Annotated in this window: 12 protein-coding genes; 4 read left to right on the forward strand and 8 right to left on the reverse strand. The window is 70.9% G+C overall.

Annotated features, from left to right (window positions below):
- Positions 1-47: 47 nt before the first annotated feature.
- Positions 48-725: a GntR family transcriptional regulator gene (locus AB0I81_RS30535; protein ID WP_360663395.1), complete on the reverse strand. Its 678-nt coding sequence runs from the start codon at positions 723-725 to the stop codon at positions 48-50.
- 161 nt (positions 726-886) lie between these two features.
- On the opposite strand from AB0I81_RS30535, the gene AB0I81_RS30540 reads away from it, so the two are divergent.
- Positions 887-2,209 (forward strand): MFS transporter, encoded by a 1,323-nt coding sequence (locus AB0I81_RS30540; protein WP_360663397.1) that lies wholly within the window; start codon positions 887-889, stop codon positions 2,207-2,209.
- 14 nt (positions 2,210-2,223) lie between these two features.
- On the opposite strand, the gene AB0I81_RS30545 is transcribed toward AB0I81_RS30540, so the two are convergent.
- Positions 2,224-2,979, reverse strand: a complete 756-nt coding sequence (locus AB0I81_RS30545; RefSeq protein WP_360663399.1) for an SDR family oxidoreductase — start codon at positions 2,977-2,979, stop codon at positions 2,224-2,226.
- A gap of 84 nt (positions 2,980-3,063) precedes the next feature.
- Here AB0I81_RS30545 and AB0I81_RS30550 point away from each other — a divergent pair, with 84 nt between their 5' ends.
- Complete coding sequence (locus tag AB0I81_RS30550) at positions 3,064-3,663, forward strand: TetR/AcrR family transcriptional regulator (RefSeq protein ID WP_360663400.1); 600 nt, start codon at positions 3,064-3,066, stop codon at positions 3,661-3,663.
- Between the two features lie 54 nt (positions 3,664-3,717).
- Here the strand turns inward: AB0I81_RS30550 and AB0I81_RS30555 are convergent, their stop codons facing one another.
- The 4 genes from AB0I81_RS30555 to AB0I81_RS30570 form a co-directional block, all read right to left on the reverse strand.
- The gene (locus AB0I81_RS30555) at positions 3,718-4,818 is read right to left on the reverse strand and encodes a Gfo/Idh/MocA family oxidoreductase (protein ID WP_360663401.1); all 1,101 of its coding nucleotides are present in this window, start codon (positions 4,816-4,818) and stop codon (positions 3,718-3,720) included.
- Positions 4,803-5,522 (reverse strand): ThuA domain-containing protein, encoded by a 720-nt coding sequence (locus AB0I81_RS30560; RefSeq protein WP_360663403.1) that lies wholly within the window; start codon positions 5,520-5,522, stop codon positions 4,803-4,805. The genes AB0I81_RS30555 and AB0I81_RS30560 overlap by 16 nt, the downstream gene beginning before the upstream one ends.
- 264 nt (positions 5,523-5,786) lie before the next feature.
- The gene (locus AB0I81_RS30565) at positions 5,787-6,137 is read right to left on the reverse strand and encodes a hypothetical protein (protein WP_360663405.1); all 351 of its coding nucleotides are present in this window, start codon (positions 6,135-6,137) and stop codon (positions 5,787-5,789) included.
- A 141-nt stretch (positions 6,138-6,278) separates the two neighbouring features.
- Positions 6,279-7,244 (reverse strand): YafY family protein, encoded by a 966-nt coding sequence (locus tag AB0I81_RS30570; RefSeq protein ID WP_360663407.1) that lies wholly within the window; start codon positions 7,242-7,244, stop codon positions 6,279-6,281.
- 62 nt (positions 7,245-7,306) lie between these two features.
- Here AB0I81_RS30570 and AB0I81_RS30575 point away from each other — a divergent pair, with 62 nt between their 5' ends.
- Positions 7,307-9,550, forward strand: a complete 2,244-nt coding sequence (locus tag AB0I81_RS30575; RefSeq protein WP_360663409.1) for an excinuclease ABC subunit UvrA — start codon at positions 7,307-7,309, stop codon at positions 9,548-9,550.
- A 121-nt stretch (positions 9,551-9,671) separates the two neighbouring features.
- Here the strand turns inward: AB0I81_RS30575 and pafA are convergent, their stop codons facing one another.
- Entirely contained in the window at positions 9,672-11,030 is a 1,359-nt protein-coding gene (gene pafA / locus AB0I81_RS30580; protein ID WP_360663411.1) for a Pup--protein ligase, read from the reverse strand.
- A gap of 253 nt (positions 11,031-11,283) precedes the next feature.
- Here pafA and AB0I81_RS30585 point away from each other — a divergent pair, with 253 nt between their 5' ends.
- Positions 11,284-12,168, forward strand: a complete 885-nt coding sequence (locus AB0I81_RS30585) for an RIO1 family regulatory kinase/ATPase (protein ID WP_360663412.1) — start codon at positions 11,284-11,286, stop codon at positions 12,166-12,168.
- Between the two features lie 22 nt (positions 12,169-12,190).
- Here AB0I81_RS30585 and AB0I81_RS30590 read toward each other — a convergent pair whose 3' ends face one another.
- On the reverse strand, positions 12,191-13,651 hold the full coding sequence (locus AB0I81_RS30590) for an ATP-binding cassette domain-containing protein (RefSeq protein WP_360663415.1): 1,461 nt from the start codon (positions 13,649-13,651) through the stop codon (positions 12,191-12,193).
- Positions 13,652-13,661: the final 10 nt, after the last annotated feature.

The following is a 13,661-nucleotide window of genomic DNA, read 5'->3' on the forward strand; positions in this document are numbered from 1 at the left end:
TAAACCCCGCGACGCGCCGGCGGGAGAGGACGACCGTTGCGGACAGGTCAGAAGGCGGGCCGGGGGCGCGGCCTTTCGTTCAGCGTGGCGCGGATCCGGTCGCGGGAGCCGTCGAGATGCGCCGTCAGGGCGGTCAGCGCCGCGTCCACGTCGCCGGAGCGCACGATCCGGCTCAGGTCGGCGTGGTCCTCGGCGACGGGGACCAGGTCCCGGTCGGTGTTGGTGATCTCCAGCACGGTCGCGAACAGCGGCCGGTGCAGCGCCCAGGTGGCGGTGAGCCAGCGGTTGGCGCCCAGCGTGTAGAAGCCGCTGTGAAAGTCGAGGTCGGCGGCGGCGAACTTGGCGGGATCGGAGGCGGCGGCGGCCGCGCGCATCTGCTCGATCGCCTCCTCCAGCGGGGTCCAGTCGGCGGCGTCGAGCCGATCGACGGCCTCCCTGATGGCCAGGCCCTCCAGCGCGCCGCGCAGGGAGTAGAGCTCGACGAGATCCTTGTCCGACAGGCCGCGCACGAACACCCCGCGCTTGCGCGTCTCGACCAGCCCTTCGAGCTCCAGCTGGCGCAGGGCGTCGCGGACCGGGCCGCGGCTGACCCCGAAACGCTCGGCGATCCTGCCCTCGACCAGGTGGGTGTCCACGCTCAGCTCGCCGCGCACGATGAGCGAGCGGAGCTGGGTGAGCAACTGGTCGCCAAGTGGTGGGTGACGCAACGGATTGGTGATCGACACCAGCTCTCCTTCTCGTGTACTCCACCTGCCACGGAGCCTAATCGCCCCGCCGTTCATGGTCAACGTTAACCGTTGACGGTTAACCGTTTGCCGAGTCATAGTGTGCGTCAACCGCGCAAACCCCCCCATGCAAGTCGCCGCCAGGCAGAAAGGGAGTCGCCATGGTCGCGACCTCCGGACAGACGGACCTGCGCTACACCTGGAAGGTCACGGCCTCCAGCTTCCTCGGCAACACCCTCGAGTACTACGACTTCCTCGTCTACGGGACGGCCGCCGCCGTCGTCTTCCCCAAGGTCTTCTTCCCCGACGCCGGCGGCTTCGTGGCCACGTTGTCGGCCTTCGGCACGTTCGCGGTCGGCTTCCTGGCCAGGCCCCTGGGCGGCCTGTACTTCGGCAGCCGGGGCGACCGGCACGGCCGCAAGTCCACCCTCATGATCACGCTCGTCGTGATGGGTGTCAGCACGATCCTCATCGGGCTCCTTCCCGGCTACGACACGATCGGAATCTGGGCCCCGATCCTGCTGGTGGTGCTGCGGCTGCTGCAGGGGTTCGCGGTCGGGGGCGAGTGGGGCGGCTCCATGATCATCGTACTGGAGTCGGCACCCCCGCACCGCCGCGGCTTCTTCAGCGCCTGGCCCAACACCGGCGGGTTCTCCGCGCAGATCCTCATCACGCTGGTCTTCGCCTACGTCTACACGCTCTCGGACGAGCAGTTGCTGAGCTGGGGGTGGCGGATCCCGTTCCTGCTGTCGGCCGTGGTGCTGGTGGTGACGTTCTGGATGCGGCGCAGCCTGCACGAGACGCCGGTCTTCACCAAAGCCGTGAGCGGGGATTCGCAGCCACCGGGGCGCGGGCCGATCCGGCGGATCTTCGTCGACGACTGGCGCAACCTGCTGCTGATCATCGGGTTGCGCTTCGCGGAGGCGCTGCCGTACTTCCTGCTGACGGTGTTCGCCCTGTCGTACGGGACCGGCACGCTCGGGTTGGACAAGGGCCAGCTCAACACCGCGATCCTGATCGCCGCCGTGCTCTCCTTCGTCAGCCACGGCGCCTTCGCCGCGCTCTCGGACCGGATCGGGCGGCGGCCGGTCTACCTGTTCGGGGCCGTGGTGGTGTTCGTGATGGCCTTCCCGTTCTTCGCGATGTTGCACAGCGGGTCGATGGTGCTGATCGTGCTGGGGTACGTGCTGGTGCTGAACGTCGGGCACAACGCGATCAACGCCATCCAGCCCGCCTTCTACGCCGAACTCTTCCCCGCCGAGCGGCGCTACACCGGGGCGGCGGCCGGGCGGGAGATCGCCTCGATCTTCGCCGGCGGGCTGACCCCGTTCATCGCCACCGCGCTGGCCGGCGAGGACGGGGCTCGGTGGCCGCTGGTGGCGGCGTACGTGATGGTGGGGGCGGCGGTCACGATGTTCGCGGTCTACAAGGCTCCGGAGTCCTACCGCCGCGACCTCACCACCACCGGCGAGACCGTCCGGTAGCCGGGCCGCACGGGTCAGATCGCACTGCGCCCGCCGTCCACCGAGAGGGTCGCGCCGTGGATGTTGGCGGCCTCGTCGCCGACCAGGAACACCACGGACCTGGCGACCTCCTCGGGCGTGCTGGGACGCCGCGAGGGCAGGCGGGCGATCATGGGGGCCAGGTGCTCCTCCATCGCCGCCACCTTGTGCGTGAACGTGGGACCGGGGGCCACGGTGTTGACCCTCACGCCGTGGGGACCGTACTCGTCGGCCCACGACTTGGTCAGCGAGTGGATGGCCGCCTTGGTCGTGCTGTAGAGGGCCGAGCCGGCCTGGCCGTACAGGCCGGAGATCGAGCCCAGGTTGACGATGGCGCCGCCGCCCCTGGCCGCCATGGTGGGGGCGATCAGGCCGGTCAGCAGGAAGGCGGCCTTGACGTTGACGGCCAGCGCGCCGTCGATGAGCTCCTCGGGGACCTCGGCGGTGGGGGCCGGCTCGATCAGCATGGCCGCGTTGTTGACCAGGATGTCGAGCGGGCCGCCGGCCAGCTCCACGGCGGCCTCGGCCAGCTCGCGCGCGGCCGCCGCGCCACGGGACAGGTCGGCGCGGGCGAACGCGGCGCGCCCGCCGGCCTCGGCGATGGCGGCCACGACCTTCTCGCCGCGGGCGGTGTCACGGCCGCTGACCACGACGGTGGCGCCCTCGGCGGCCAGGGCGCGGGCGATGGCGGCGCCGATGCCGTCGGTGGAGCCGGTGACCAGGGCGGTGCGGTGGTGCAGGCGTGCGGACATGGTGCTTCCTTTGTCTCAGTGGTGTACGCGCGTTCATGGTGCCTGCGGCAGAATGGACCAGCAAGTCCAGAAAAAGGAGGACCCGTGCGTACGCTGACCGCCAAAGGAGCAGCCACCCGGCAGCGCATCATCGAGGGGACGGCGGCCGAGATCCGGGAGAGCGGCGTGCTGGACCTCACCCTCGACGACGTGAGCGCCCGCACCCGCACCAGCAGAAGCCAGCTCTTTCACTACTTTCCCGGCGGCAAGGACGAGTTGCTGCTGGCCGTGGCCCGCCTGGAGGCCGACCGTGTGCTGGCCGACCAGCAGCCGCAGCTCGGCGAGCTAACCTCGTGGCGGTCCTGGCGGGAATGGCGTGACAAGGTGGTCGGACGCTACCGCGACCAGGGCAGCCACTGCCCGCTCAACGTGGTGATGTCGCAGCTCAGCCGGACCACGCCGGGCGCTCAGGCGGTGGTGGCCCAGCTGATCGAGCGGTGGGAGGCCGAACTGGCCGCCGGGGTGCGGCACATGCAGGGCACCGGGGAGATCGACCCCGCCCTGGACGCCGGCCGCGCGGCGGCGGCGCTGCTGGCCGGTGTCCAGGGCGGGGTGGCGATCCTGCTGGCCACCGGGCAGATCGGCTATCTGGAGGCGGCGCTGGACAGCGGCCTGCAGAGCCTGCGCGCCGGCCCCGGGAGGTGAGACTCCCCCAGGCCCGGCACGCTCGCTGACTCCCCCGGGGCCATCGCGTTCGTGTCAGTCCTGGGTGGCGGGGTTGCCCAGGGCCACGGCGGCGGGGCGTTCGCAGGTGGTCTCGACGTCCAGTGCCCGTCCCGAGTGCGCCGCCGACAGCAGCGACTCCATGACGTCGAGCACGTGCAGGGCCAGCGAACCGCCCGCCCGCGGCTCCCCGCCCGCGCCGTCCCCGCCGGCGAAGTCGATCAGGCCGACGCCGCGGCCCGCCTCGGCGTACCCGGCCGACACCGGCAGCGCCCGCGCCTCCTTCTCGCCGAGCCTGGTCAGCAGGACGTCCCCGTCGAAACGGTTCGGGTCGGGCACCACGAGGGAGCCCCGCTCGCCGTGGATCTCGATGTTGGGCGCCTTGGTGGCCACCGCGTCGAAGCTCATCACCAGCGTGGACAGCGCCCCCGACTCGTGCACGAGCACGCCGGTGACGTGCGTGTCCACGGTGACGGGGATCTCCTCGCCCTGGCGGGGGCCCGAGCCGATGGTGCGCTTGGACCGGGTGCGGCTCGCCGCGCCGATCACCGAGGCCACCGGCCCGAGCAGCGTCACCAGGCTGCTGACGTAGTACGGGCCCATGTCCAGGAGCGGCCCGCCGCCCGGCACGTAGTAGAAGTCGGGGTTGGGATGCCAGCGCTCGTGGCCGGGCGTCACCATCATCGCCGTGGCGGCGACCGGCCTGCCGACCAGCCCGTCGTCGATGGCCTGGCGGGCGGTCTGGGTGCCGGTGCCGAGCACCGTGTCGGGCGCGCAGCCCACCCGTACCCCCGCCGCCTGCGCCGCGGCCAGCACCCCCCGCGCGTCCGCGCCGGTCGCGGCCAGGGGCTTCTCGCAGTAGACGTCCTTGCCCGCCGCGATGGCCAGCAGCGCGACGTCGGCGTGCGCGGCCGGGACGGTGAGGTTCAGCACGACCTCCACCCGCGGGTCCGCCATCAGCTCCGCCACGCCCATCACCTCGACGCCCGCGTACGGCCGCACCGCCTCGCGCGCCCGGTCGAGGTCCAGGTCGGCCACCGCGACCAGGCGCAGCTGCGGCAGCCGGTCGATGGTGGTCAGGTACTGGGCCGAGATGGCCCCGCACCCCACGATGCCGACGTTCAGCGGCTGGCCCACAACATGCCCCTCTCGATGATGGTGCGCACGCTGTCGTGCTCAAGGACGTCCAGGCTGTGTCCCGGGGTCGCGACGAAGATCCGCCCCTTGCCCCAGCGCCGGGTCCAGATCGCCGGCGAGGTCACCTCCCGGTGCCAGGGGTCCCACGGGCGCTTCTTCTGGGTCGTGGTCGCCAGCACCTCGTTGTAGTTGTCGGCCAGCACCCAGTACTGCTCGGTGACCAGGTCGAAGTCGCCGATCCCCGCGGTGATCGGGTGATCGGCCGCCTCGGGCAGCATGTTCACGGTGTGGGCGACGAAGTTGTGCCGCTCGGTGCCGGCGTCCTCGTCGTCCGGGTGCTTGCCGGGGTGGCAGGCGAACTGCCCGCCGATGAGGTGCAGGTAGTCGGAGGAGTTGCGGTAGGAGTCGGCGATGCCGCCGTGCCAGCCCGCCATCCCGGTGCCCGCCTCGATCGCGGCCCGCAGGCCCTGCAGCTCTTCCCGCTCGATGGTGCCCATCGTGTAGCACTGCACGATGAGGTCGACTCCGGACATGTACGCGGGATCGGCGTAGGGCCCGGGACTGTCCGACAGCCGCACCTCGTACCCGTTCTTGTCAAGGAAGGGCACGAACAGGTCGGTGGCCGCCACCGGGACGTGACCCTCCCATCCTCCCCGTACCACGAGTGCCGTACGTTTGTGCTCGCCCGCCATGCGTTTCGCCAATCACTCGATGAACCATAAAACGGCCGTGTCCCGCTATAGGGGCACACTTCGCTAATTGTGTCTGAGCATGGCGGAAAACGCCCGTCGATATGACGGCCAAATCCGTGATGTCCGGCGACCGGACCCGGCCGGCAGGCTGCCGGCGAACGCGGTGAAGTACCGCGCTCCTCCACCACCTCCTCCCGGCGACGCTCATGAGCCCGGCGTCGCCGGGCGAGGCGGGATCTGTGCGTGGTTCAGTTCAGCGGGGGCAAGCCCCGGTTCTCACTCGACCGCTGTGACGGTGATCGCGTTGCTCGGCGCGCTCTTGTTGCCGGCCGCGTCCACCGCCAGCAACGTGAGCGTGACGGGGCCCGGCTCGTCGGCGTAGGCGAACGCCCTGGAGCTGTTCGGGAACTCGGGGCGGATGATCGGGACGATGTCGCTCTCGAAAACCCCGTCGAGATAGAGCTCGTACGTGATGGCGGCCTTCGGCGTGACATCGTCAGTCGAGAGCGAGTAGCTGAACATCAACTCGAGGAACGGCTGCTCGAAGACGGTCAGCAGGGTCGGGACACTGGGCGGGGTGGTGTCCGTGGCGGCCGGGGCGGGGCCCGTGAGCAGGGATGCGCCCAATAAGGCGCCTGAAACCAGGGCGAGCGTGCGGCGGAACATTGGCTGATTCCCATCTGCCGATGAAGACAACGACACGTGCGTGGTTCGCCTTCATCACGTATGGAGATAGTGAATGGTTCAACTGTCCGTCCGGCGGCCACGTCAGCCGCCGGACGCCGCGCCCTCCATGAGACGCGCGCCGAAGGCCGCCGAGGCGGCCCGGAAGGCGGCCGGTTCGTGGATGGTGAAGGCGGTGTCGAGGATGGCGAGGTTGAACAGCAGCCACTGCCAGGTGTCGAGCCACAGGACCACTCGCGTCCGCTCCGCGCTCATGACCGTGAGCTCGGCGTCCTGGTACTTGAAGGCGTCGGCGACGGCCGGCAGGGGTGCCTGAACGGTGAGAACCACCCGTTCACGGTTCTTGCCGAGCCCCTGCCGCAGGTAGTCGAGCGCCGTGTCGGCGGGCAGCGGGCGCGGCGGGAACGTGCCGGTCGAGACGTCCAGGCCGGTGATGCGGTCGAGGCGGAAGACCCGCCAGTCGCCCTTGCCGGTGTCCCAGGCCAGCAGGTACCAGCGCAGGTTGTGCTGCACGTGGCGGTACGGCTCGACGCGCCGGGACGTGGCGGGGCCGTCCTTGCCCGCGTAGCCGAAGGTGACGGGATGACGGCGCTGGATGGCGCCCGCCAGCGTGTCCAGGAGGTCGGCGCTGACGCTCGGGGCGGCGGCGGTGCCGGTCTCCAGGCTGGCACGCAGCCGGGCGGCGCGATGCCGCAACCGCTTGGGCAGGTACTGGTCGACCTTGCCGTACGCGCGGGTGGCGGCCTCGTCCAGGCTGCCTTCGGCGGCGCTGCCGACGGCGCCGAGGGTGGCCAGGCCGAGCAGGGTCGCGATCGCCTCCTCGTCGTCGAGGGCGAGCGGCGGCATCGCCGTGCCGGCGGTGAGCCGGTAGTGGCCCCCGGGTCCCGGCCTGGTGTGGACGGGGTAGCCGTACTCGCGCAGCCGGTCGATGTCGCGGCGCAGGGTCCTGGCGCTGACGCCGAGCCGCGCCACGAGTTCGTCGGCGGTGAACGGCCGGCCGGTCTGGAGGGTGGCCAGCAGGGCGAGGATGCGCTGGGTGACGTCCGGCATGGCACCAGTCTGCCCGGAGTCACGGCCAGAATCTGACCACATCTGCTCGTAGGTTCGCATGCATGCCAGCACACCTGCCCCAGCACACCATCCGGATCCGCGGTGCCCGTACCAACAATCTCAAGCGCCTGGACGTGGACATCCCGCGCGGCCGGCTCGTCGTGTTCGTCGGCGTGTCGGGGTCGGGCAAGTCGTCACTGGTGTTCGACACGATCGCGGCGGAGGCGGGACACCAGCTCAACGAGACCTTCCCGCCGTTCGCGCGCAACCGGCTGCCGAAGTGGACGCGTCCGCTGACCGACGAGATCGGGGGGCTCTCGCCGGTCGTGCTGATCGACCAGCGGCGGCTCGGCGGGAACGCCAGGTCCACGGTGGGCACGATCACCGACGCCTGGACGTACCTGCGGTTGTTGTTCTCCCGCGTCGGCTCGCCGTACGTCGGCGAGTCCAACCGCTTCTCCTTCAACGATCCGGCCGGGATGTGCCCGGCCTGCTCCGGGCTCGGCGAAGTGGTCGTCAGCGCCGTCGAGCGGTTTCTCGACCTGGACAGGTCGCTCGCCCAGGGCGCGATCCTGCTGCCCGGTTTCGGCGACGGCGGCTACTGGTACTCCCAGTACGCCGGCATCGGCAGCTTCTCGGCGGACACCCCGCTGCGCGACTGGACGGAGAGCGAACGCGCGGCCCTGCTGTACGGCGGTGAGCACGCCGCGGCACTGAGCGCCAGGCCGCCCAAGGACTTCGAGGGCGTCGTCGAGCGGTTCGAGCGCGTCTACCTGCACACCTCCGACGATCTGTCCGACCGCAAGCGGGAGACCATCGAGCGGTTCACCCGCGCCGGGACCTGCCCCGACTGCCACGGCGAGCGCCTCAACGAGGCCGCCCGCGCCGTCACCGTCGCGGGCCGCACCATCGGCGAGATGGCCCGCATGGAGGTCACCGAACTCGCCGACCTGGTGGAGACGGTGGACGAACCGGCCGTCGCGCCGGTCGTGGCGGCGCTCACCGGCCGGCTGCGGGCCATGGTCACCATCGGGCTCGGGTATCTCCATCTGGGCCGCGCCACCACCACGCTGTCCGGCGGCGAGTCGCAGCGCGTCAAGACCGTCAAGCATCTGGGCAGCAGCCTCATCGAGATGCTCTACATCTTCGACGAGCCCACCGTCGGCCTCCACCCGCAGGACATCGCCGCCATGACCACCCTGCTGCGGCGGCTGCGCGACAAGGGCAACACGGTCCTGGTCGTCGAGCACGACCCGGCCGTGATGGCGATCGCCGACCAGGTCATCGAGATCGGCCCCGACGCGGGCGCGGGCGGCGGGCAGCTGGTGTTCCAGGGCGCCTTCGAGGAGTTGCGGCAGGCCGGTACGGCCACCGCGCGGGCACTCGGCGATCGCGGACCACGTACCAGACGGCCCCGTGCGGCGGCCGGCACGGTCACGGTGAAGGACGCCACCCGCAACAACCTCAGGAACCTCACCGTCGACATCCCCACCGGTGTCCTGACGGTCCTGTCGGGGGTGGCCGGCTCGGGCAAGTCCAGCCTCGCGGCGGAACTCCTCGACCGGCACGCCGCGGTCGTGATCGACCAGCGGCCGGTCAGCACGAACCGCCGCTCCACCCCCATCACCTACACCGGCCTCGCCACGCCCGTCCGCAGGCTCTTCGCCCGGCACAGCGGCCTGCCCGCGGGCATGTTCAGCGCCAACTCCGGGGGCGGCTGCCCCGACTGCAAGGGGCTCGGCGTCATCTACACCGACCTGGCCTTCATGGACGGCCAGGAGACGGTGTGCGAGACCTGCCAGGGGCGGCGCTTCACCGCCGAGGTGCTCGGCCACCACGTCAACGGCCTGTCCATCGCCGACCTCGACGACCTGACCGTCACCGACGCCATCCGGCGGCTGCCGGCCGAGGAGATCCGCCGCGCCCTGCGCTCGCTCGAACGCGTCGGGCTCGGCTACCTCCGGCTCGGCCAGCCGCTCACGACGTTGTCGGGCGGCGAGTGCCAGCGCGTCAAGATAGCCAGGGAACTGCGTGACGCCACCGCCCCTGCCCTGTACGTCCTCGACGAGCCCACCACGGGCCTGCACCTGCGCGACATCGCCGTCCTGCTCGGCCTGCTCGACCAGCTCGTCGATCAGGGCCACACGGTGGTCGTCATCGAGCACAACCTGGACGTCATCCGGCACGCCGACTGGATCCTCGACCTCGGCCCCGGGCCCGGCAAGCACGGCGGCCGGATCCTGTACCAGGGCCCGGTCGCCGGACTGACGGGCACACCCACCGCCGCCGCCCTGCGCGAGTATTGACGGGCACACCCACCACCGCCGCCCTGCGCGAGTACTGACGGGCACGCCCACCACCGCCGGCGACCGCCTCACCCGGGACAGGGCGGGCGGCCGCAGGTCCTGACCGGCGTCCACTCGCCGGTCACATGCTGGCGATGAGCTTGTCCACCCTCTCATCGACGCTGCGGAACGGGTCCTTGCACAACACGGTGCGCTGCGCCTGGTCGTTGAGCTTCAGGTGCACCCAGTCCACGGTGAAGTCGCGCCGCTTCTCCTGGGCCTTGCGGATGAACTCGCCGCGCAGCCGAGCCCTGGTGGTCTGCGGCGGCACCGACTTGGCCTCGAAGATCCGGATGTCGGACGCCACCCGCTCCACCGCGCCGCGCCGCTGCAGCAGGTAGAACAGCCCGCGCTTGCGGTGCACGTCGTGGTAGGCCAGGTCGAGCTGGGCCACCCGGGGCGAGGACAGCGGCAGGTCGTACTTCTTCCTGTACCGCTCGATGAGCTGGTACTTGGTGACCCAGTCGATCTCCCGGGACACCGCGTCCAGGTCGCCGGTCTCCACCGCCCGCAGGGTGCGTTCCCACAGGTCGAGCACCCGCCGCGCGACCGCGTCGCCGCCCCGCCGGTCCACGAAGTCCTTGGCCTTGCCCAGGTACTCCTGCTGGATCTCCAGCGACGACGCCTCACGCCCGTTGGCCAGCCGGACCCGCCGCCGCCCGGTCATGTCGTGCGAGACCTCGCGGATCGCCCGGATCGGGTTCTCCAGCGACAGATCGCGCATCACGACTCCGGCCTCCACCATGCGCAGCACCAGGTCGGTCGCGCCGACCTTGAGCAACATCGTGGTCTCGCTCATGTTCGAGTCGCCGACGATGACGTGCAGGCGCCGGAAGCGCTCGGCGTCGCCGTGCGGCTCGTCCCTGGTGTTGATGATCGGCCGGGACCGGGTCGTCGCCGACGACACGCCTTCCCAGATGTGCTCGGCGCGCTGCGACACGCAGTACACCGCCCCGCGCGGGGTCTGCAGCACCTTTCCCGCGCCGCAGATGATCTGCCGGGTGACCAGGAACGGGATCAGCACGTCGACCAGCCGCCCGAACTCCCCGTGCCGGCCCACACAGTAGTTCTCGTGGCAGCCGTAGGAGTTTCCGGCCGAGTCGGTGTTGTTCTTGAACAGGTAGATGTCGCCCGCGATGCCCTCCTCGCGGAGCCGCTTCTCGGCGTCGACGAGCAGCCCCTCCACGATCCGCTCGCCGGCCTTGTCGTGGGTGACCAGTTCCACGACGTTGTCGCACTCGGGGGTGGCGTACTCGGGATGGCTGCCCACGTCCAGGTACAGGCGGGCGCCGTTGGGCAGGAACACGTTGCTCGACCGGCCCCAGGACACGACTCGCCGGAACAGGTAGCGCGCCACCTCGTCCGGAGACAGCCTGCGCTGACCCCGGAAGGTGCATGTGACGCCATACTCGTTCTCGAGGCCGAAGATGCGTCGATCCATCACCTCACGTTACTCCCCCCGCCCGCGCGATGGAGAAGACCGTCTTCGCGCGCCCGGGCGGAAATTCATTCCATCCCGGCTGAGCACGGTCCCGGCTCCGTAAATACGTTGCGAGGTCCGCGAACGGGCGGGCAAGCTGAGTCGATCGAGCGGCGGAGAGCGCTGCCTGGCTTAAGGAGGGCTGACAGATGGCCAACACCGCACTGCGGCATGCCCCGCATCAGTCCCACCTCTTTGTTCAGGAGCACTTCCGTTGTCTTTCCAGTACGAAAACCCTGAGACCCATTCCGGCCACCGGCAGGATCCCGCCGCGGCCTTCGTCTTCGCGTTCCATTCGGTCAACGAGGAGCTGGGCCCGGATCAGCGATGGTCCACCTGGCTGGAGGTCGAGCGCGGTTGCCGCGGCCCGGAGCCTCGCCCCTCGTGGGTGGTGACGGAACAGGCGGCGATCGACACCGAGCTCGGCGTGCTCAAAACCGGCAAGGAAGCCGACGTCTTCCTGCTCGAACGCGCCGTCGAAGCCATCGGCGACAACCCGGCGAAGTCCTCGCTGCTGGCCGCGAAGCGGTACCGCACCGAGGAGCACCGGAACTTCCACCGCAGCGCGTCGTACGCCGAGGGCCGCCGTACCCGCAACAGCCGCGACAACCGGGCGGTGGCGAAGAAGACCGCGCACGGCCGCGGTGTCGCGGCCGGTCAGTGGGCCCACGCCGAATGGCAGGCGCTCAACCGGTTGTGGCAGGCCGGGGTCCCCGTGCCGTATCCCGTGCAGGTGGACGGCACCGAGTTGCTGATGGAGTTCATCGACGACGGCGAGGGCGGCGCCGCGCCCCGGCTCGCCCAGGTCCGGCCGTCGAGGGAACTGCTCGGCGCCTACTTCGAGCAGCTCCGCGAGGGCATGCGCGAACTGGCCCGCGCGGGGCTCGCGCACGGCGACCTTTCGCCGTACAACGTTCTCGCGCAGGCCGAGCGGATCGTGATGATCGACCTGCCCCAGGTCGTCGACATCGTCGGCAACCCCAAGGGCATGGACTTCCTGATGCGCGACTGCCACAACATGGCCACGTGGTTCACCAACCGCGGGCTGGAGGTGGACGAGCAGGAGTTGTTCGCCGACGTGCTCACGATGGTGTTCTGAGCTCTGCTCGCGCCCGCGCGGGTCATGGGCGGCCGGCCTCCGCGTCGCCTGTCCGGACGCCGGCCGGCGCGGGCATGCGCAGCACCCGGTCGGCGTAGGAGCGGAGCCGCCGCTCATCGTGACTCACCACGAGCACGGCGGCGCCCTCGTCCGCGAGCGCGCGAAGGAGGGACGCGATGGTGGCCGCGGACTCGACGTCGAGGCTCGCCGTGGGTTCGTCCGCGACGATGAGACCCGGGTTGGCGATCACGGCGCGGACGATCGCCACCCGCTGGCACTCTCCGACGGAGAGCGATCCCGGTTTGCGGGTGACGTCGATGTGTCCGAGCCCGACCTGCTCCAGCGCGGCGGCGGCCCGCCGCCGCCGCTGGGCGCGGCCGAGGCGTTCGCCTCGGAGCACGAGCGGTTCGGTGATCGTCCGCCACAGCGGCCGGCGGGGGTCCAGGCTGGTGACGGGGTCCTGGAACACCGGCATGACCCAGCCCCGCCGGGGGACTCGCGGCGATCGTTGCCGTGCTCCCCTCCACAGCGGCTCCCCCTCCGCGAGGACGTCGCCGCTGTCGGGCCGCTCCTGCCCGGACAGCAGCCTGAGCAGGGTCGACTTTCCCGACCCCGAAGGGCCGACGACGCCGACGACCTCGCCGCGGCGGACGGTGAGGTCCGTCTCCGCGATGACCGGCGTCCGCCGTCCCGCGATCGTGTACTCCTTGGAGACCGAGCGGAGCTCGATGGCCGCGGGGGCGCCGACCGGTGGGCGCCGGAGCGGTTGCGGGTCCGACGCTGCGAGCAGCGACTTCGTCACCGTGCTGCGCGGCGAGGTGAGCAGCGCCCGCGCTTCGCCGGCTTCTGCGACCCGTCCGCGGCCGAGCACGACGAGGTGGTCGGCGTGCCGGGCGACGGAGGCGAGATCGTGGCTGACGAGCAGGAGTGAGCGGCAGCTCTTTCTGAGCAGGGTGAGCGAGCCGTCGGCGAGGTCGGCGTCGAGCGCGTTCGTCGGTTCGTCCGCGAGGGTGATGAGCGGGTGATGGGCCGTCGCGGCGACCGTCGTCGCCCGCTGCAACATCCCGCCCGACCATTGATGGGGGCGCTGGCCCGCGCGTCTCGCCGGATCTGTGACGCCCAGCGAGGAGAGCCCTTCCGAGACGGCGTCCGCCGGGGGGCGGAGCCGGTGCACGTACCAGGCCTGCTCGATGTGATGGCGCACGCTGCGCAGCGGGTCGCAGGCACTGTACGGATCCTGTCCGACATATCCGATGAGGCGGCCCCGCCAGGCGCGCATGGTCGCGGGATCGGCGCGGAGCACGTCGTGGCCTCCGACGGTGATCTCCCCGCTGACGTGGCTTCCCGCCGGGAGCAGCCCGAGGATGGCCCTGATGAGCGTCGACTTGCCGCAGCCCGAGGCTCCGACGATGCCGACGGCGGCGTCCACCGGCACGGAGAAGGAGACGTCCTCGATCGCCTGGAATCCGTTCGGATATCTCACGCTGAGACGG

This window comes from Nonomuraea sp. NPDC050404 (genome assembly GCF_040655495.1).
Classification (GTDB): domain Bacteria; phylum Actinomycetota; class Actinomycetes; order Streptosporangiales; family Streptosporangiaceae; genus Nonomuraea.